The 19,499-nt window shown below is 62.1% G+C and carries 14 protein-coding genes; 5 read left to right on the top strand and 9 right to left on the bottom strand.

The genetic code is table 11. The annotated features are described in order from the left end of the window. Window positions 1-283: 283 nt before the first annotated feature. The 8 genes from Q0K06_RS04730 to Q0K06_RS04695 all read right to left on the bottom strand — a co-directional run bounded on the left by Q0K06_RS04730 (window position 284) and on the right by Q0K06_RS04695 (window position 10,710). Window positions 284-1,315, bottom strand: a complete 1,032-nt coding sequence (locus Q0K06_RS04730; protein WP_294549203.1) for a galactose ABC transporter substrate-binding protein — start codon at window positions 1,313-1,315, stop codon at window positions 284-286. A gap of 19 nt (window positions 1,316-1,334) precedes the next feature. After that, entirely contained in the window at window positions 1,335-2,288 is a 954-nt protein-coding gene (locus Q0K06_RS04725; RefSeq protein WP_294549200.1) for a substrate-binding domain-containing protein, read from the bottom strand. Beyond that, a complete protein-coding gene (locus tag Q0K06_RS04720) occupies window positions 2,285-4,105 on the bottom strand; it encodes a sensor histidine kinase (RefSeq protein WP_294549197.1) in 1,821 nt (606 codons plus the stop codon). Before Q0K06_RS04720 ends, Q0K06_RS04725 begins: the two co-directional genes overlap by 4 nt. Window positions 4,106-4,125: 20 nt before the next feature. Further along, the gene (locus Q0K06_RS04715) at window positions 4,126-5,730 is read right to left on the bottom strand and encodes a helix-turn-helix domain-containing protein (protein WP_294549193.1); all 1,605 of its coding nucleotides are present in this window, start codon (window positions 5,728-5,730) and stop codon (window positions 4,126-4,128) included. A gap of 172 nt (window positions 5,731-5,902) precedes the next feature. Then, on the bottom strand, window positions 5,903-6,967 hold the full coding sequence (locus Q0K06_RS04710; RefSeq protein WP_294549191.1) for a beta-methylgalactoside transporter: 1,065 nt from the start codon (window positions 6,965-6,967) through the stop codon (window positions 5,903-5,905). Window positions 6,968-6,985: 18 nt separating this feature from the next. Continuing rightward, complete coding sequence (locus tag Q0K06_RS04705) at window positions 6,986-8,485, bottom strand: ATP-binding cassette domain-containing protein (RefSeq protein WP_294549189.1); 1,500 nt, start codon at window positions 8,483-8,485, stop codon at window positions 6,986-6,988. 173 nt (window positions 8,486-8,658) lie between these two features. After that, complete coding sequence (locus Q0K06_RS04700; RefSeq protein WP_294549187.1) at window positions 8,659-9,795, bottom strand: galactose ABC transporter substrate-binding protein; 1,137 nt, start codon at window positions 9,793-9,795, stop codon at window positions 8,659-8,661. A 177-nt stretch (window positions 9,796-9,972) separates the two neighbouring features. Further along, entirely contained in the window at window positions 9,973-10,710 is a 738-nt protein-coding gene (locus tag Q0K06_RS04695; protein WP_294549184.1) for a YwaF family protein, read from the bottom strand. Between the two features lie 260 nt (window positions 10,711-10,970). On the opposite strand from Q0K06_RS04695, the gene Q0K06_RS04690 reads away from it, so the two are divergent. The 5 genes from Q0K06_RS04690 (at window position 10,971) to Q0K06_RS04670 (ending at window position 17,909) form a co-directional block, all read left to right on the top strand. Then, window positions 10,971-11,645 carry a response regulator transcription factor gene (locus Q0K06_RS04690; RefSeq protein ID WP_294549181.1) on the top strand — a complete coding sequence of 225 codons (675 nt, stop codon included), beginning with the start codon at window positions 10,971-10,973 and terminating at the stop codon, window positions 11,643-11,645. Beyond that, complete coding sequence (locus Q0K06_RS04685; RefSeq protein ID WP_294549178.1) at window positions 11,635-13,224, top strand: HAMP domain-containing sensor histidine kinase; 1,590 nt, start codon at window positions 11,635-11,637, stop codon at window positions 13,222-13,224. The genes Q0K06_RS04690 and Q0K06_RS04685 overlap by 11 nt, the downstream gene beginning before the upstream one ends. A gap of 145 nt (window positions 13,225-13,369) precedes the next feature. Next, window positions 13,370-14,104, top strand: coding sequence for an ABC transporter ATP-binding protein (locus Q0K06_RS04680; protein ID WP_294549175.1), 735 nt, complete (start codon window positions 13,370-13,372; stop codon window positions 14,102-14,104). After that, window positions 14,094-16,568, top strand: coding sequence for a hypothetical protein (locus Q0K06_RS04675; RefSeq protein ID WP_294549172.1), 2,475 nt, complete (start codon window positions 14,094-14,096; stop codon window positions 16,566-16,568). Before Q0K06_RS04680 ends, Q0K06_RS04675 begins: the two co-directional genes overlap by 11 nt. Window positions 16,569-16,571: 3 nt before the next feature. Next, the gene (locus Q0K06_RS04670) at window positions 16,572-17,909 is read left to right on the top strand and encodes an ABC transporter permease (RefSeq protein ID WP_294549169.1); all 1,338 of its coding nucleotides are present in this window, start codon (window positions 16,572-16,574) and stop codon (window positions 17,907-17,909) included. Window positions 17,910-17,965: 56 nt separating this feature from the next. Here the strand turns inward: Q0K06_RS04670 and Q0K06_RS04665 are convergent, their stop codons facing one another. Beyond that, the gene (locus tag Q0K06_RS04665) at window positions 17,966-19,498 is read right to left on the bottom strand and encodes an ATP-binding protein (protein ID WP_294549166.1); all 1,533 of its coding nucleotides are present in this window, start codon (window positions 19,496-19,498) and stop codon (window positions 17,966-17,968) included. Window position 19,499 lies beyond the last annotated feature (1 nt).

Below are 19,499 nucleotides of genomic sequence, written 5' to 3'. Positions count from 1 at the left end.
TCACATGGAAAATCTGACTGGCGGCACCCCTCCCGTCAGATACCTACCCTGTGTAGTCCCTTGTAAACTGTACTTTCGTATGCTCTAAACTGTTTATGTCTTTCATACGAAGACCTCCTCGATATTTTAGGTTAGGTTGGCAGACCTTAACTTAATCTATCGGGGAGTCCTTTTTTTGTCCATAGCTATAAGCTCTTTATCCACTGGCAGACCCAGTGGTTCTTTAAGCAATCCAAAGCCCGGGTCCGCGAAGATTGATTTGCGGACCCGGGCTTTTCTGCGTTCAGTTTTTGGTACGGGACGGCAGCGGCAGTGATTCGGACGGCTCCAGCGTTTCCCGGGTAATCTGGCGGTAGGGGAGCCAGACGTAGTGCCCGTCCTCCAGCGCAACCACCTCCGCCGGGTCTCTTCCGCTGCTCAGGGCCAGCGCCAGTTCCAGCATAGCTCCGGCGATGCCCTGTGCGTCGTTGAGGACAGTGCCCTGCAAGGTCCCGGCGGCCACTGCCTCCAGGGCCGGAGCGGTGGCGTCCACCCCTACTACCAGCGGCAGCGCCAGCCCTGCCTCCCGGATGGCGTCAATGGCCCCCAGAGCCATGTCGTCGTTGTTGGAGAACACCACCTCAATCTCCTCGCCGAACTCCTCCAGCCACTGCTTCATCTTGGCCTCGGCCTGGCCCCGGTTCCAGTTGGCTGTGTCGCTGGCCAGTTTTTCCACCGCCAGTCCTGCGTCGGTGAGCGCTTTGACCGAATACTCCGTGCGCAGCAGGGCGTCCTGGTGGCCGGGCTCCCCCTCCAGCATGGCATACTGGACCACGCCGTCCCCATTTCGGTCCCAGCGTTCCCGGCCGGACCGCCACGCCTCCAACACCAGCTGCCCCTGGAGGGCGCCGCCCTCCTCCGCCCGGGCGCCGACATAGTAGATCTGCTCCCAGCGCCGGATATCCTCTGCCACGGGCTGCCGGTTGAAGAAAATAACCGGCACCCCCGCCTCTTCCGCCTTGTCAATGAGGACGGCGGCGGCGGTTCGGTCCACAATATTGATGCACAGTACGTCGCAGCCCCGGCTGATAAACTGGTCTATCTGGTCCATCTGGGTGGTCTGGTTGCTCCGCCCGTCGGCCACGGACAGATTGATTTTCAGGTCTCCAGCTCCGCCCTCCGCCTCCCGGGCCAGCCGCTCCAGCTCCTGTGCCACGGCGGAGATAAAGGTGTCGTCCTGGGTGTACAGCGCCACCCCCACCCGAATGGTGCTGTCCCCGCTGCCGCTGTCGCTCCGGCAGCCCGCCGCCAGGGTGAGCAGCAATGCGGCGCCCAAGGCCAGCCCTGCCAGGCGGCTAGGACGTAACCGGGAAGAGCAGCTTCTGGTTGTCCGGATCATAGATATCCTCCCCTCGCACAATGGTAAACGGCAGCGGCTCTGCGGTGTACTCCTCCCTGCGGGCCAGCCGGATGGCCCCCTCGGCGGCCAGGTAGCCTGCGGCGTAGTCGCTCCAGGCAGCCACAGCAGCGGCGCTCCCCCGTTCCAGGGCTCCCACCACATACGTACCGGCCCCAACGCCGTAGACCAGCTGGTGCAGTCCTCCGTCCTCCACAGCCCGGATGGCCTGTTCTGTGGCGTAGGGTTCAAAGGCCATAATGGCCGCCGCCGCCCGCACACTGGCCAGCACGCGCAGCCCGGCGGCCAGCCGCCCTGGCGCCGCAGTCTGGCGGAGGACGGGAACGCCTGCCGCCGTCAGCACCGCCTCCGCCCCGTCCAGCCGGGCGGCCACACCGGTGCTCTCGCCGGCGGTATCCAGCAGCAGCACCATGCCGCCGGTCCATTCCTCCAGCACCGTCTCGGCCAGCTTCCGCCCCAGGGCCTCGTTGTCCGGGGCCACTGTCAGCCCAGTTCCCTCCATAGGGGACTCAATGCTCACCACCGGGCAGCCGCCCGCCGTCTCGCCCAGCCGGGAGCTCAGCTCCCAGGGGTCGGCGGGTACCACCACCAGGGCATTGGCGCCCCCCGCAGCCTCCCGGCGAAGGATTTCCGCCTGCTCGCCGCCGTCCCCCGCCCGGGTCAGGGTGAGAAACCGCAGCTCGGCGCCCAGATCCCCCGCAGCCTGCTCCATGCCCAGCCGGGTGTTGGACCAAAGTGCGGCGTCCGTCTCCCGGAAAATGACCGACACCTCCAGCAGCTGCACCTCCCGGCTTCTGCCCGGCAGCTGGGGCAGCACCAGGGACAGGACAACCGCTGTTCCCAGCACCACCAGAATGGAGAGCTGAATGAAATCGTTGCGCCGTTTCCTCATGGTCCATCCTCCCTCCTCCGCTCTGCCGCCGCCTCCTCGTCCAGGGCCGGAAGGCGCAGGCGTACCCGGGTGCCCTCGTCCGGCTCGCTGAAAATGGTCAGTCCATATCCCGCTCCAAAGGCGAGCCGGATGCGGCGGTGGACGTTGCGCACGCCGATCCCCGAGCCGGTGGTGCGCATCTCCGGCCGGTCCTCATCCAGCAGAGAGGCCGCTACCTCGGGCCGCATGCCCATACCGTTGTCCTCCACGTCGATAATCAGATCGTCTCCCTCCCGCCGGGCGTCCACGGTGATGCGTCCGTCATCCTCAGCCGCCGCCATGCCGTGGTAGACAGCGTTCTCCAGAATGGGCTGGACAATGAGCTTCAGGGTGTACAGCCCCTCAGTGCCCGGATGGGCGGTAATGCGGGTGGAAAATTTCTTTTTAAATCGAATCTCCTGGATGGTCATGTAGTGGAGGGCGTGCTCCAGCTCGTCCTTCAGCGGAATCACACTCTTGCCCCGGCTCAGGGCAATGCGGAAGAACCGCGCCAGAGAGGTGACCATCTGAATGGCCTCGTCATACCGGCCCGCCTCAGTCATCCAGATGACGGAATCCAGGGTGTTGTAGAGGAAGTGGGGATTGATCTGGGCCTGGAGCACCTCCAGCTCACTGCGGCGCTTCTGCCGCTCCTGCTCGATGATATCATCCATCAGGTGGCGCATGGTGGACACCATGGATCGGATGGAATGGCTCAGCCGCCGCACCTCGTAGCAGCCCGCCGCTTCCTCAATCTCCACGTTCTCCTTTCCCGCCTCCAGCTCCTTGATGGACTGCTCCAGCCGCCGGATGGGGTCGGAGATGTAGGCGGAAATGCGGAAGTTGAGGAATGCCAGCAGGAAGGCGGAGAAGAGCAGCAGGAACACGCCGAATAGCAGCGGCTGCTGGGAGCTGTCCGCCAGATTGTCGGCAGGCACCACACCCACCAGCTTCCAGCCGGTGTAGCCCACAGTCTTGACAGTAACCTGCCTGCGGCCGCCCTCAAAGGTTTCCCAGCGGGTGCCGTCCCGGTAGGAGGCGGCCGCCTGGTTGTTCTCCTGCTGGAGCCCGGCATAGATGAGCTGCTGCCGGGGGTGGTAGATAAGCTCTCCATCCCCGGCAATGAGGTAGAGATATCCGCCGTTTGACAGCTCTACGTCCCGGCACACCTGTTCAATGCCCGCAAAGTTCATGTCCACCAGCAGCACGCCGCTCTCCGTGGCGCCGCCCCGGGTGAGCTGGACGTACCGGCTCAGGGACACCACCCACCGGTACCGGTAGTCCGGGTCCTCAAAAAGCCTCTGGACATGGGGTGCGGAGAAATGGAGGTTCTCCATCTTGTCCATGGCCGACCGGAACCAGCCGCTCTCCTGGGGGAGGGCAGAGCGCTTCAGCGCAGACAGCGGCGCGGCGGATACCAGAGCCCCGCCGCCGTCAAAGACGGCGATGGACACCAGGGCGTCCCGGTTCTCCTCGTAGAGCAGGTCCATTCCGTCGGACAGGGTGCCGCCGGCCAGGTCTGTGGACTTGATGACCCGGTAGTACATGGTGTCGGAAATGCGCATCATCCGCCGCAGGTAGCTGTCCAGATTCAGGTTGACCTGGTGGAGCACCCGCTGGGTGTTGTCCTCCACCAGCGCCGAGGCGGCATTGGAAAATCGCAGCACCATGCTCAGCCCCATGAACACCACTCCCACCACAGCCACAGTGGTGAAGGAGAGCGCAATAACCATCTGGATGCTCATCTTCCGGTACTGACCCGCCAGCCGCCCGGCAAAGCGGTGAAAGAAATTCCCCATAACGCCTCCTTTCCGCCCGCTCAGGTACGCTGGCCCGCCCGGTACTTGGAGGGCGTGACGCCGAAATGGCGCTTAAAGACATAGCTGAAGTAGTTGGGGTCCGTATACCCCGTCTTTTCCGCAATGAGATAGGTCTTTTCGCCGGTGTCCCGGAGCATCCGGGCCGCCTGCTCCATCCGCAGCTCGGTGACATAGGCGGTGAAGCTCTTGCCGGTCTCCCGCTTAAAAAGCGTAGAGAAATAGGTGGCCGACAGGTGAAGGTGGGCGCACAGGCTCTCCACGCTCAGGCCGCAGTCGGCATAGTGCCCGGCGATAAAGGATTTGGCCTGTTCCACTGTCTTCCAGGCCGAGTTGGTCCGCTGGCGGCCCAGCAGCTCATGCAGCTTCAGGCAGCGGGTGCACAGCCACCGGCCCAGCTCCTCAAGGGAGTGGAAGTCAGCGAAGGAGACCATGCCGGTAAAGCCGCGGCCAAACTGCTCCTCCACCTCCGCGCCGCCTGAGCGGGCCAGGCGGACCATGGCTGTGACGATTTCAAGGAAAAAGATGTGACACTGGGGGAGTGTGAGCCGGGTCTCCCCAACCCGGTGGGTCAGCTGCTCCACCAGCGCCTCCACCTGCTCCCTGCTGCCCAGTTTCACCGCGCTCTCCAGAGCCCGCTGGTCCTCCTCATCAAAGGACAGCCGGACGGACCGGTCCGGCTCCAGATCGCCGATGTATATGGCCCTGTCCTCCCCCACCAGCACCTGGTAGTCCAGGGCGGAGCGGGCGCCGTCCGCCGACCGGCTCAGCTCCCCCGGCCCGGCGCAGGGCTGACCGATGCCCACAGTGAGGGACATACCCAGAATGCTGCGGGCCAGAGCGCACAGCCGCTCCATCTCCACCGTCAGGGCGTACACCTGCTCCGGTCTCTCCAGCCGGACCAGCAGGGCCACCGCATCGTTGTAGAGCAGGCTGCGGGCACAGGCGCCGGCCAGCTGGAAGTGCTCGTCCAGAAAGGCCCTGGCAGAGAGCAGCAGCAGTTCGTCCCGCTGCGCCTCGCTCTCCCCCGCACCGCCCACCCGGGCCAGGGCCGCAGCCCAGGTCCCCTCCGGCATGTCCAGCTCGTACCGGGCCGCCCGGTCAGCCACCTGGTCAGACCGCACCCTGCCGTCCAGCAGGCGGGTGTAGAACAGCTCCCGGAGCACAGGCAGGCTCTCCTCGTACCGGCGGCGTAGGGTCTCCATGTCCCTGCGCTCCATGCGCTGCTTGTCCAGCTGCTCCCGCAGGCGGGTGAGCACCTCTCCCATCTCAGGGGCGTTGACGGGCTTCATAATGTACTCCGACACCCCCATGCCCACCGCCTGCCGGGCGTACTCAAAGTCGTCAAACCCGGAGAACACCACCAGCTTGGCCGCAGGCAGGGACTGGCGCAGCCTGCGGCACAGCTCCAGGCCGTCCATAAAGGGCATCTTAATGTCGGTCAGGACTATGTCAGGCCGCAATTGCTCGGATAGCTCCAGGGCCTCCGCGCCATTCTCGGCCTCCCCCACCAGGGCAAAACCCAGGCCGGACCAGTCGATTTTGCGGCTGATTCCGGCGCGGATCTCCTCCTCGTCGTCAGCCAGCAGCACCCGGTAGGGCTCCATGGCAGTTCCTCCTTTTTCGCGGACCGCTCTCCGCGCATTTTTGGTCATTATGTTCAGCACACAATATCATAACACAAGTTTTCTCCGGTGAATATACCCAAAAGAAATTTGGCGTCCGTCCGTCTTTTGACGGGCGGACGCCGCGGCAAACAGGTCCTGGAATGGTTTCCTCTTATTTCTTGACCAGATATTTCCGCATATCCAGTGCGCAGGCAAAGAGGATGATGCCGCCCTTGATGGCGTACTGCAAATTCTGGTCCATACCCACCAGAGGCAGGGCCACAAAGATGAGGCGGAGCATGATGACGCCGATAATGACGCCGCTGATTTTTCCGATGCCGCCCACGAAGGACACGCCGCCGATAACGCAGGCAGCGATGGCGTCCAGCTCATAGTTGACGCCGGTGTTGGCGGTGTTGGAGGCCACGCGGGCAGACTCCACAAAGCCGGCCCAGCCGTACATGGCGCCGGCCAGGGCGAATACCAGAATGGTGGTCATGAACACGTTGACGCCGGACACCCGGGCGGCTTCCTCATTGGCGCCCAGGGCAAACATATTCTTGCCGAAGGTGGTCTTGTTCCAGATAAACCACATCAGCGCCGACAGGAGCACCGCATAGATGACATAGTTTGGAATCTGGATTTCTCCGCCGTTGAAGCTCAGCAGCGGCGGATCACCCACCACAAAGTTGCGGTAGCCCTGGTCCAGGGAGGAAATGGCCATGCCGTTGTTATTGCCCATCTGGACATAGAGGAGCAGAATGGTGTACAGGATGAGCTGGGTGGCCAGGGTGACAATGAAGGGGTGGAGCTTAAACTTGGCCACGAAGAAGCCGTTGAAGGCGCCGATGAGGGCGCCCAGGCCCACGGCGATGAGGATGACTACGGGGATGGGCAGGGTGCCGAGATTGGGCCACATCTTATTGGCCGCGCCGGCAGTCTGAAGCAGGGAGGCGGACACGCAGGCAGTGATGCCTACTGCCCGGCCGGCGCTCAGGTCAGTGCCGGTGAGGACGATACAGCCGGCAATGCCCAGTGCCACAGGCAGGTAGGCGGCGGTCAGGGACAGCAGATTGATTAGCGAGCGGGGCGTGAGAAAGGACGGCTGGGTGACGGCTACATATACGGCCACCAGCAGCATGATGATGATCAGGGCGTTGTTCAGCAGGGCGTTCCCCACCCGCCTGGCGGAAAAGCCCTGCGCCTTTTTCGCCAGCTCCTTGGACTCAGTACTCATAAGACAGTCTCCTCCTCTTTACACATACTTGGCCGCCAGGGTGAGGATCTCTTCCTGGCTGGTATTGCGGGCATCCACCTCTCCGGCCACCTGGCCGCCGGACATGACCATTATCCGGTCGCACACGCCCAGCAGCTCGGGCATCTCAGAGGAGACCATGATGACTCCCTTGCCCTCGTTGGCCAGATCGATGATGAGCTGGTAGATCTCGTACTTGGCGCCTACGTCGATGCCGCGGGTGGGCTCGTCCAGCAGCAGCACCTCCGGCTTGGTGAGCAGCCAGCGGCCGATGATAACCTTCTGCTGGTTGCCGCCGGACAGGGAGCGGATCTGGGTGCGCTGAGTGGGAGTTTTGATGTGCATGGCCTGGATGGCCCAGTCGGTCTTGTCCCGCATTTTCTTGTCGCTGAGGCAGAAGCCGCCCAGAAGATAGTCCTTTAGGCTGGACACCACAGTGTTCTCCTTGATGTCGCGGATGCCGAAGATGCCGGTGGCCCGGCGCTCCTCGGTGAGGAGGGCAAAGCCGTTCTTGATGGCCTCCTTGGGGTTCTTGTTTCGGATGGGCCTGCCATGGAGGGTGATGGTTCCCCCTCCCCGGGTCATAGCGCCGAACAGGTTCTCCAGCACCTCGGTGCGGCCCGAGCCGTCCAGGCCGGCGATGCCCAGAATCTCTCCCTTCCGCAGCTGGAAGGTGGCGTCCCTCAGGCGGGTGTATTTGCCCGAGATGTGCTGCACGTCCAGGATAACCTCGCCGGGGTGATTGGTCTTGGGCGGGAAGCGGTTGGTCAGCTCCCGGCCCACCATCAGGCGGATGATCTCGTCCATGGTCAGCTCCCTGGCCGGACGGGTGGCCACCCACTGGCCGTCCCGCATGATGGTCACATCGTCGCTGATGCGGAGGATCTCCTCCATCTTGTGACTGATGTAAATGATGCCGCAGCCCTTGTCCCGCAGCATGTTTATGATGCGGAACAGGTGCTCCACCTCGGTCTCCGTCAGGGAGGAGGTGGGCTCGTCAAAGACGATGATCTTGGAATCGTAGGACACGGCCTTGGCGATCTCCACCATCTGCCGCTGGGAGACGGGCAGGGTGGACATAATGGCCCTGGGATTGACGTTTACCCCCAGGGTCTCGAAGATCTCCCTGGTGCGCTTCTTCATCTCGCTCTCGCTGACCATGATGCCCATCTTCTTGGGGTAACGGCCCAGCCAGAGGTTGTCCTGTACGCTGCGTGTCAGGGCCTGGTTCAGCTCCTGGTGGACCATGGCCACGCCGTTTTCCAGGGCGTCCTTGGCGCTTTTGAAGTCCACTTCCTTGCCGTCCAGGATGATGGTGCCGCTGTCCCGGCGGTAAATGCCGAACAGGCACTTCATCAGGGTGGATTTGCCCGCGCCGTTCTCGCCCATGAGGGCGTGGACGGTGCCGGGGCGGACCGTCAGGTCCACATTGTCCAGGGCCTTGACGCCCGGGAACTCCTTGCAGATGCCGCGCATCTCCAGCAGTGCCGGCTGCTCCATATTCTTCCTCCTCTCACCGCGTGGAATCATCGCTTCATTCCCGGTCCCCATGGGTCCGGGGCTCAAGCGTTGATTCCGCGCCAGGCCGCAAGCGGGGCTGCCTCAATGGCAGCCCCGCTCGGCCGTCTGCTTCTCAATAGGGGCTGATGCCGCTGTTCAGCTTGGCGCTGATGTTAGCCCTCGCTGGTGGCGTCGTACATGGCGTAGGGTACGCGGATCTTGGCCACGTCGCTGTCCACGGTGAACTGGTCGGTGTTGGCCATCAGCTCAGCGCCGTCCTTCACGTTCTTCACCAGAGCGTTAATGGTGGTAGCCATACCCACGGCGTCCTGCTTGATGGAGCCGACCATGCTGCCGGCCTTGATGAGGGCCTTGGCGGAGTCGGTGGCGTCCACGCCGAAGACGGGGATGTTGGTGGACAGAGGCTCGCCGTTCTCGTCGACGCCCTTGTTGTAGCCCACGTTCTGGAGGGCGGAGATGGCGCCCTCGGCCATGCCGTCGTTGTTGCAGATAATCAGCTCAACCATGTTGTTGTTGTCCTCGTTGTAGGAGCCCAGCAGGGCGACCATGTAGTCGTTGGCGGCCTTGGCGGACCACTTGCCCTCGGTGTCAACCAGATACTTGGTGGAGGCGGAGGCGTCATAATAGGACAGGGCGGGCTTGCCGGCCTCGGTCAGGAGCTTGTCGGCGTCCTCCACGGCGAACTGGGTGCGGGCCTCGGCCTCGGCGTTGCCCTCCTGGCCCTTGAACATGACGTAGGAAATCACGCCGTCTCCGTTGAGATCCACGGCGTCGTAGTTGTCCAGCAGGTAGTTGCCGATCATCTCGCCCTGCATGTGGCCGGCGTCGGGGGCGTTGGTGCCCACGAAGGCGCACTTCTCATAGCTGTTGATAACATCGTTGTCGGCCACCTCCCGATTAAAGAAGATGACGGGGATGCCGGCGCTCTTGGCGGCATTCACGATGTCCTGTGCGGGAGAGGAGGTTGCAGTCTCCACGATGTTGACAATCAGCAGGTCGGAGCCGGCGGTAATCGCGGTGTTGACCTGGTCGGTCTGGGTGGGCTGGGAGCCGGCGGCGTCCCAGTTGTTGGGCTCGATGCCCATGGCCTTGAGCTGCTCGTCCATGGCGGCGCGGACGGTGGAGATGTACACATCGGAGAAGTCATAGTAGAACACATCTACCCGCATGGCGTCGGCGCCTCCGCCGCCGGAGGGGGTCCCGCTGCCGCTTGGGGTGTTGTTGGAGCATCCGGCAATCAGACCGATCATCATAGCAGCCGCCAGAATCAGAGCCAGTTTCTTCTTCATCTTGATTCCTCCTGTTGATTTGGATGGGTTGTTTCCTTTCCTTATCGGAGGCGGCAGCGCCTCCTCTGTGTCTCTCATTTTAGAGGCTGGAGGGCCAAAAGACGATAGAAAAATCTACTGTGTTCTATGAAAAAACTACGGTAAATCGTGAATTACTTCACAACTTTCAGTGAGTGCTCAAAAGCTCTTTTGTGTATTTTCACCATCTTCTGCGCAGTCTGTCTCTTCGTTACCATTCTCTGGGATACGCCGGTAGAACAGCAGCTGGATAAGCCCCAGCAGGCCCCCGTACAGCACCAGCAGAAACAGCCCCCCGGGCAGCACCCCGCTGAGCTTTTCCAACGGAGTGCCCACGCCGCCGGCAGTATAGCAGTAGTCCCAGCCGAACAGCCGGTTGAGCACCAGACACACCCCCACCAGCGCGGCCACCGGCACAAAGCAGCGGTACCGGTCCTCCCGCCTGGGGCGGTACCAGCCGCTGCTCCACATCACCGCCGGCACCAGCACCATCAGCATATGGTAGAGCAGACTGCGCACCGGCACAAAGCTGAGGAAGGGATAGCGGTTGAGGTAGATATTGAAGACCAGGCCGAACACGCCTCCCAGCAGGCCCACGGTGCACACGGCGGAGGCGGCCATCTGTCCCAGCCAGTTCCGCCGGGCAAACACCGCCGGAGGCAGCAGCAGCCAGAACAGGGAGCACAGGTACAGCGGCAGAGAGGTGGCCGGGTCCATGCGTCCGAAGCGGCTCACCTCCCAGAGCCAGTAGGCCGGGTCGAAGAGCAGCGCTGCCACGGCCCCTATCCTGAGCCAGCGCTCCACAGCCTTCTGCGGCGCGCGTCCGGCCCGGCGGCAGGCCAGAAAAGTAAGAAGCGCGGTACAGGCCAGCACCGCAATATGGGGCATCTGAAACATGGTTTACACCCTTTCCCAGGTAAAAATCAGCGGGCCCCGACCGGTTTCCCCGGTCGGGGCATCTATCTCCAGCGCGGACAGAACTCCGGGGCTGTCTCCCGCGCGTGTGTGTCCAGCATAGCGGACAAAGCTGTATTCTCTCTCTGCTCCACCTTAAGATTTACAAAGATTTTCGCCTTTCGTACCATTGGGGCTTCCCACAGGCAGAGGGAACTGATAGAATGTCCTCAGAAATTGTTTCTGCAAAGGAGGGCCTCTGTTTGAATCCACTGATTCTCATTGCCGAGGACGACGCGGACATCCGCGCCCTGCTGCGGCTGTATCTGGAGGGGGACGGCTTTCGGGTGCTGGAGGCGGAGGACGGCAGCACCGCCCTGGCTCTTGCCCGGGAGCATGCGCCCGACATGGCCATTCTGGACATCATGATGCCCGGGATGAACGGCTTTGAGCTCACCCGCGCCCTGCGCAAGTACAGTGAGATCCCCATTCTCATTCTCTCTGCCAAAAGCCAGGACAACGACAAAATTCTGGGCCTGAACCTGGGTGCGGACGACTACATTGCCAAGCCCTTCAACCCGGTAGAGATTGTGGCCCGGGTGAAGGCCCAGCTCCGCCGGGCCGCCCGCAGCAGCGGCGACCTGCTGACCGTGCGGGATCTGACTCTGGACACCGCCGCCTTTCAGCTGACCAAAAGCGGCGTTCCCATCCCCCTCACCCCCATGGAGTACAAAATTTTGGCCCTGTTCATGCGCTCTCCCGGCCGCATTTTCACCAAAATCCAGCTCTACGAAGGGGCCATCGGCAACTACTTTGAGGGAGACGACAACACCATGATGGTGCATATCTCCAAGCTGCGGGAGAAAATTGAGGACGATCCCAGAAATCCCCGCTACATTATTACTGTGAGAGGACTGGGGTATAAGCTTGAAAAATAAAAAAGTGCGGGGAGGCCTCTTCGGTCTGCTGGTACGCAACTACCTGTTCTTCACCCTGACGCTGCTGGCCATGGCCGGCGTGGTGTTTGCTCTGTGGAACAGCTGGCTGGACAGCCTGTACCAGCCGGCAGACTGGAATTCCCTGCTGTCCGACCCGGCCCTGGCCGCCGGGAACTATGAGACCCTGCGCCGTTATCTGGGCCGGGCGGGCAACGACTTTGCCATCTATGACAGCGGCGGCGCCCTGGTATATGCCTCTGGCAGCGGATTTGACGCCCAGTGCACCCCCTCGGAGCTGGGCTTTGTCCCCCTGTGGAGCGGATCTGAGGAGATCAGCGTCTACGATCTCTCCTCCTTTCAGGGCGAAGAACCCCGCTGCCTGCTGATACGCCAGCTCTTTGCCCCAGACGGCACGCCGGATCGGACCGAGACCATGGTGCTGGACAGCAATTTTCAGGTGGTATACGGCGGCTTTGGAGATGACCGTACCAGCTATACCCGGCGGGAGTTTCTCTACCTAACCGGCACCCGCTTCTCCAACGCCTACCTTTCCCGGGAGACCTATCCGAACCCGTCCGGCCAGCTCATGACGGTACTGCTGCGCAACACCTATATTACCGACGAGGTCTATTTCCAGCACTACAACCACTCCTGGCGGATCTGGCTGCTGTTTATCCCGCTGTATCTGACAGGCGCCGGCGTATTCATTTGGTGGATGGGCCGGAAAATCGGCCGCCCCCTCCGGCGGCTCAACGAGGCGGTGGTGTCCCAGTCAGAGGGCCGGGTGGTCCGGGTAGGGGACTGCGGCGGCCCCCGGGAGATCCGCCTCATCGGTGAGAGCTTTGACCGCTTCTCTGACCGGCTGGCCAAAAGCGAAGCGGAGCGGAGACGGCTGGACCAGGGCCGCCAAAAGCTTATTGCCGACATCTCCCACGACCTGAAAACTCCCATTACCGTCATCGCCGGGTACATCGACGCCATCTGTGACGGCAAGGTCCCCCCCGAGGAGGTCAATCGCTATCTGCGGGCCATCCAGGGCAAGGCGGAGGCCCTCACCGAGCTGGTCAACGCCTTCCATGAGTACAGCAAGGTGGAGCACCCCGCTTTTGTCCTCCACACTGAGCGCACCGATCTGTGCGAATTTCTGAGGGAATATTTGGCGGACAAGTATGACGAGATTGACCTGGCCGGCTTTTCCCTGGAGGTGTCCATCCCTGAGAAGCCGGTGTTCTGCGCCTTGGACCAGCTCCAGTTCCGCCGGGTGGTGGACAATCTGCTCTCCAACGCCCTGCGCCACAACCGGATGGGGACCATTCTCTTTTTTGACGTGTCGGTGGAAAACAGAGCCGCAGTCCTCCGGGTGGCGGACAACGGCTCCGGCATTCCTCCCGACCGGGCCAAGTCCATCTTTGAGCCCTTTGTGGTGGGCAGCGACGCCCGCTCCGGCACGGGCAGCGGCCTGGGTCTGTCCATCACAAAGCGAATTGTGGAGAAGCACGGCGGCACTGTGACCCTCTCACCCCGCCCGAGCCCGGACAGGAGCACCGAGTTCATCCTTCGTCTCCCTCTTGCTCCCTGAAGCAAAAGACGTCCGCCGGACCACTACTGGTCCGGCGGACGTCTTTTGTGTTTTCCTTACGTTTTTCTTTACGAATCTTAAATCGACGCAAACGGCAAACAAAGACTGGGGGTGTATGCTCTGTGTCAGAAAGGGGGCAGAACCGATGAATGGATCTGACCTGCGCAGCCGCCCCATCATCGAGGTCAAGGACCTCCGCAAGGAGTACCCCGTTGGCGACGAGACGGTTGTGGCACTCAAGCGCATCAATTTAAATGTTATGCGGGGGGAGATCTGCTGCATCTTCGGCACCTCCGGCTCAGGCAAGAGCACTCTGCTCAACCAGCTGGCCGGGATGGAGAAGCCCACCCGGGGCAATGTGTCCATCGGCGGCGTGCCCATCTCCCGGCTGAGCGAAAACCAGCTGGCCTCCTTCCGCCAGCGGCACCTGGGCTTTGTGTTCCAGTCCTACAACCTGCTGCCTAATCTGACCGCCACAGAAAACGTGGCCATGCCCCTTATGTTCCGGGGTGTACCCCGGAGGCAGCGGGAGGAGGCGGCCCGGAAAATTCTCTGCCAGGTGGGCCTGTCCCACCGGCTGGACCACTTTCCCCGGCAGATGTCAGGCGGCCAGCAGCAGCGGGCGGGCATCGCCCGGGCCTTTATCGCCCGGCCCGACGTGGTATTCGCCGACGAACCCACCGGAAACCTGGACTCCAAGACCACAGTGGAGATCATGAACATGATTTGTTCCTTTGCCCGGGACTACCACCAGACCATCATTCTGGTCACCCACGACCCGGAGATGGCCTCCTACGCCGACCGCATCGTCACCCTCATCGACGGCGAAATCGTCCGCAATCAAGTCAACAACAAGGAGCGCAAGCACTATGAATCATAACCGTTTTCAGTGTATCTTCTCCGTTCTCATGCTGCTGGCCCTGGTCACGGCCCTTGTCCCCCTGGCCGCCCGGGCCGAGGGCGGCAGCCTGTACATCACCGGCTACACCGTAAAAAACGCAGCCGGCGGAACCGTGGGCAGCATTACCAAAGGAAACACCGTGAACATCACCGTGTCCGTCAAGGACACTGGGGACGGCACCGGCTCCAGTGATCCCGCCGGGCTGGACATCACCAAGCTGGACGACAGCTTTACCGGCGGAACCGTCTCTGTCAGCAAGACCTCTTCCCCCGGCCAGCCCCTGATCTACGCCATCCAGCTCACCGGGCTCCAGTACAAAGGCGTGGGGCAGATCCTCCGTCTCCAGATCGGCAAGGCCGGAGATTCCGCCTCCTATCAGACCATGGAGATCACCATCACCGAGGCGGTGGTCTATGAGGCTCCCACCCCCGCGCCTCCCGTCGATATCACCCCAGAGGCCGCTCCGGCCCCCATGGTCCTTATCTCCCGCAGCGACATTGCCTCCCCCCTTCAGCCGGGGCAGGAGAAGGAGATTGAGCTTTCCTTCCAGAACCTGGGCACCACTCGTCTCAAATCCGCGGTGGTCACCCTCACCCCTTCCGACGGTCTGCTCCTCTCCAGCGGCTCCTCCTCCTTTGTGCTGGATGAGATTCCCGGCAAGAAGTCCGTCACGCTCAAGGTGAAGATCAAGGCTGCCGCCGTCATCCCCTCGGCCAGTCAGTCCCTGGGCGTGGAGCTGAAGTTCAACTACTACAACAACATTGCCACCGTCCAGGGCAGCGTCACCGACAAGGTGACCATCCCCGCCCAGGCGCGCGAGAGCGTCCCCCAGCCGGTGGTCATTGTCACCCGCTCCCCTATGGACAACCCCATCGCCCCCGACGAGACCAGGGAGATGACCGTCACCTTCCAGAACGCGGGCGCCGCCAAGCTGGTGGCTCCGGTGGTGACGGTGGCGCCTTCCGAGTCCCTGATGCTCCTCAATGACGTGTCTACCTTCCTCCTGTCCGATATTGAGCCGGGCAAGAGCGCCTCCATTAGCCTCAAGGTCAAAGCGGCCAAGACCGTCTCCTCCACCAGCCAGTCCATTGCCACTGAGATGAAGTACGGCTACGACAACGGCACCACTCTGACCCAGGCCACGGTCTCCGACAAGGTCAACATCCCCGCCCAGGCGCGCGAGAGCGTCCCCCAGCCGGTGGTGCTGGTGACCCGCTCGGCGGTGAATAAGCCCATCTCCGCTGGAGAGACCCTGGGGCTGACCGTCACCTTCCAGAACGCGGGCGCCGCCAAGCTGGTCTCTCCCTCCGCCTCGGTGACCCCCTCCGACTCCCTTATCCTGCTCAACGACACCTCCACCTTCCTCCTGCCCGACCTTGAGCCGGGCAAGAGCGCCTCCATCAGCTTGAAGATAAAGGCGGCGGCAGAGATCTCCTCTACCACCCAGTCCATCGCCACCGAGCTGAAGTACAGCTACGACAACGGCGAGACCATGGCCCAGGCCACGGCCTCCGACAAGGTCAGCCTCTCGGCCAACGCCACACTCAAGTCGGATACATCGGTGCCCAGCATCGTCATCCGGGACTTCTCCTACGGGGGCGCCTCAGTGGCGGCGGGAAGCAAGTTCCCCCTCAGCTTTACCTTTGAAAATACCGGCAAGGTGGGCATCGAGAACGTGGTGGTCACTGTGGACGGCGGCGAGAGCTTCACCATGGACGGCAGCACCAACACCTTCTATTACAGCAGCCTTCCTGCCGGCGGCAGGCAGATCCAGGATGTGCCTATGCGCACTGTGCCCACCAGCAAGAGCGGCGCTCAAAATATCAGTGTGGGCTTCAAGTACGAGTATGTAGACGGCGAGAAGCGGTCCCAGGCCAGCGCGGACATCAAAATCTCCCTGCCCGTGTACCAGCCCGACCGGTTCCACATCAACGCCCCCACTGTGCCAGAGTCGGTCAATGTTGGCGAGGAGACGGAGATCCTGCTGTCCTACGTCAACAAGGGCAAGGACGACCTGGCCAATCTGGAGGCCACTGTGGAGGGCGAGGGAGTCTCTACCCCTGCCCGCACCCAGTACCTGGGCAACGTCACCGCAGGCACCAGCGGCAACGTGGGTTTCGCCCTCACCCCCGAGCAGGAGGGCGACATCAAGCTGGTGCTGAAAATCTCCTATGAAAACGGCGATCAGCAGGTGCAGACCCGGGAATTTCCCATCACGCTCAGCGCTGTTGACGTCCCCCCTGCCGACGACTACTCCCCCGATGACCTGCCTCCCGAGGATGTCGGCTTCCCGGTGGTGCCGGTGGCAACCGGCGCCGGCGCAGTGGTGCTGGTTCTGGCCGCAGTGCTGATTATTCGGAAGAAGAAGGCCGCCGACGCCGCCCAGGAGGACTGGAGCGACTGGAACGATGAGCATTCCGGCAGCTCCGGCGGGGAGGGATAAGCTGTGAAGCGCAACGATCTCCTCCGCATGTGCCTTCAGAATCTGATGCGCCGGAAATCCCGTACCTTTCTCACGGTGCTGGGCGTGCTCATCGGCTGCTGTTCCATTGTCATTATGGTGTCCCTGGGCATCGGCATGAAGGAAGCCCAGGAGCGGCTGCTCTCCGAAATGGGAGATCTGACCATTATTACTGTCAACGCCCCCCGGGGCGGCCGGGGCAAGATCAAGCTGGACGACCCGCTGCTCAAGCGAATCCGGTCTCTCCGCGGCGTGGAGGCCGTCACCCCCAGGCTGCGGCTGGAGGCCGACTCCATTACCCTCGTCACCGGCAACGGCAAGCGCTATGTATCCGACTGGACCACCGTCGTGGGGCTGGATACGGACGAGCTGGAGAAGATGGGTTACCAGCTTCTGTCAGGGCATCCCCCCGCCAAGAGCGGCGACGTAATTGTGGGGCAGTTTCTGGCCTACGGCTTTCGGGACACCCTCCGGCCCGAGGGCCGCAACATGGTGGATCTCTGGGGCAGCGGCTGGGACCCCAGCAGCGGTGCGGACAACGCGCCGCCCCCCTATTTTGACGCCATGAAGGCCTCCTATACCATGGAAATCGAAGCTCAGGGCAGCAAGTTCTCCGTTACCGTCAATCCGGCGGCCATGGTCAAGGAGGACTACTCCAAGGGCGGCGAGACCTCTGATGGAATTATCGTCAGCATGGCCGACCTGCGCAAGCTGCTGGACAAGATCCAGGGGAACAAAAAGAAATCCGTCCCCTACGAATCGGTCATGGTCAAGGTGTCCGGCATCGACATGGTGGAACCGGTGGAGAGGGAGATCCGGGCCATGGGCTACTCTACCGACTCCATGGAGAGCATCCGCAAGCCCATGGAGAAGGAGGCCCAGCAGAAGCAGATGATGCTGGGCGGCCTGGGCGCCATCTCCCTCTTTGTGGCGGCCCTGGGCATTACCAACACCATGATTATGTCCATCTCCGAGCGGACGAGGGAAATCGGCATCATGAAGTCCCTGGGCTGCTATGTCACAGATATCCGGGTCATGTTCCTCTCCGAGGCCGGAGCCATCGGCCTTATTGGCGGCCTCATCGGCTGCGCCGTCAGCTTTATCGTCTCGGTGATCATCAATCTGGTCTCCCTGGGGCCATCGGCAGAGAATCTGCTTCCCGCCATCATCGGAGGCGAGGCAGTCAACCGGGTGTCCGTCATTCCGCCGTGGCTTCTTCTGTTTGCCATCGTCTTCTCCGTGTTCATCGGCCTGGGTTCCGGATACTACCCCGCCAACAAAGCGGTCCAGATCCCTGCTCTGGAGGCCATCAAAAGCGAATAACAAAAAGGAGGAGAGACCTGCCCGCGTGGACAGGTCTCTCCTTCCTCTGTTCTGATTTACAGACTGCAGATGCTCTGGCAGCTCTCTACCACCCGCTTGAGGACCTCCCGTGGAATCAGGTGTCCGTTGGCGTGCATGACAGGATTGCGGATCTGGTGGAATTCCTCCAGCCGCTCCCTCCACTTCTTTCCCTCGTCCTCCGGGAAATACTTGGCAAAGCACTTGTCCCAGCTGGTGGTGATGATGCTGACCACGGTGCCCAGGGTAATGCCGTCCAGGAAGGAGGGGTTCTCCTGCCAGTTGGCCAGGGTACGGCAGCTGTTATAGGTTTTTTCCAGAAAATCCAGGTGTCCGGGCAGGCCCGCGCTCTGGTAGGGGCCCAGCGCCGCCGCCCACCGGCGTACTTCCTCCTCCTTGGGCCTGCCGGGCTCATAGCGCAGGTCACCCATGGCGGGGAACTCTGCCTGTATCATCTCCTTGAGCCGCCGCTCCGCCCGAATCAGCGTCTCAAACAGAGGCACATTGGTCTGCTGCAGTTCAAGATATACGGTGAAGTCCCGGGTCATGGAGTAGTACCCATTCTCGTCCTCGCTCAGATAGCCCCGCTGCTCCAGCACGCTCACATTCCGCTGCTCATCCAATGTCATCGGGCCAAACAGCGCGCCCAGCATGGCCTCCAGCTGATGGTCCTCCTGGAAGCGGTTGCGGAGGGTCGCGTAGAAGTCCTCAATATCGCTGCGCAGCCGCCGGGCAAAAATCTCCTCCACCCGGTCGGCGTCCACCTTCCGCTGCTGCATCTGATCCTCCACCAGTTCCCGGGCAAACATGGAGAGCAGGTAGGGAATCCGGCCGCAGTAATATTCCAGCCGCCGTTTCATCTCCCCATCGGGGAAGATGTCGTAGTCCGTCATGGCGCCGTAGAACTCGTCCATGTCCTGGTCGTTAAAGCCGTACAGCGGGAAGGTGGCAAACACGCCGTGAAACGTGGAGATGCCGTCGGCGCTGCGCTCAATCTCCGCCACCGGGCTGCGTGAGATCAGTATGGTGGTCATATTGTACCGGTCTGTCTCAGAGGACAGGGTGCGGATAAACTGGAAGTAGCACTTCTCATCCAGCACCCACCTGGCCGCGTCGAATTCATCCACCACCCAGAGCACCCGCAGGCCCTGGGCCCGAGTCTTGCTGAGCATATTGATAAGAGGCTGGCGCATGCGAATATACCAGTTGCTGGCCTTTGCCGCCACGCACTCCAGCTTCTCCCGCGCCCGCTCCAGGCCGTCGTCCCATATGCCCTTCTCGCGCAGCCCGCTCTCCAGTTCTTCCGCAAAAATATACCAGAAAGAGGCCGCGTCCGGGTATTCGGCCATATTCATCCTGATAACCAGCACATTGTCCTGGCCCGCGTGCTCCCGCAGTACCTGGGCCACCAGGGAGCTCTTTCCGATGCGGTGGGGCCCCACAATGGACAGGCCGCAGCAGGGCAGGGCGCCGAACATCCACTCTCCCAGCCAGTTCAGCTCTTTTCTGCGCCCGAAGAAGGAGTCCCCGGACACCTGGGGGCCCGCCAAAAACCGATTTGTCTTTCTCATC

The organism is uncultured Pseudoflavonifractor sp. (assembly GCF_944387805.1).
GTDB lineage: Bacteria > Bacillota > Clostridia > Oscillospirales > Oscillospiraceae > Pseudoflavonifractor.
Note: the sequence above shows the minus strand (reverse complement) of the source record. Positions and strands in the feature narration are given on the sequence as shown.

Coding starts and splice junctions, on each gene's coding strand:
- Q0K06_RS04725 (WP_294549200.1), bottom strand. CDS start 2,288: ATGAGGAAACGGCGCAACGATTTCATTCAGCTCTCCATTCTGGTGGTG.
- Q0K06_RS04720 (WP_294549197.1), bottom strand. CDS start 4,105: ATGGGGAATTTCTTTCACCGCTTTGCCGGGCGGCTGGCGGGTCAGTAC.
- Q0K06_RS04715 (WP_294549193.1), bottom strand. CDS start 5,730: ATGGAGCCCTACCGGGTGCTGCTGGCTGACGACGAGGAGGAGATCCGC.
- Q0K06_RS04710 (WP_294549191.1), bottom strand. CDS start 6,967: ATGAGTACTGAGTCCAAGGAGCTGGCGAAAAAGGCGCAGGGCTTTTCC.
- Q0K06_RS04705 (WP_294549189.1), bottom strand. CDS start 8,485: ATGGAGCAGCCGGCACTGCTGGAGATGCGCGGCATCTGCAAGGAGTTC.
- Q0K06_RS04700 (WP_294549187.1), bottom strand. CDS start 9,795: ATGAAGAAGAAACTGGCTCTGATTCTGGCGGCTGCTATGATGATCGGT.
- Q0K06_RS04695 (WP_294549184.1), bottom strand. CDS start 10,710: ATGTTTCAGATGCCCCATATTGCGGTGCTGGCCTGTACCGCGCTTCTT.
- Q0K06_RS04680 (WP_294549175.1), top strand. CDS start 13,370: ATGAATGGATCTGACCTGCGCAGCCGCCCCATCATCGAGGTCAAGGAC.
- Q0K06_RS04675 (WP_294549172.1), top strand. CDS start 14,094: ATGAATCATAACCGTTTTCAGTGTATCTTCTCCGTTCTCATGCTGCTG.
- Q0K06_RS04665 (WP_294549166.1), bottom strand. CDS start 19,498: ATGAGAAAGACAAATCGGTTTTTGGCGGGCCCCCAGGTGTCCGGGGAC.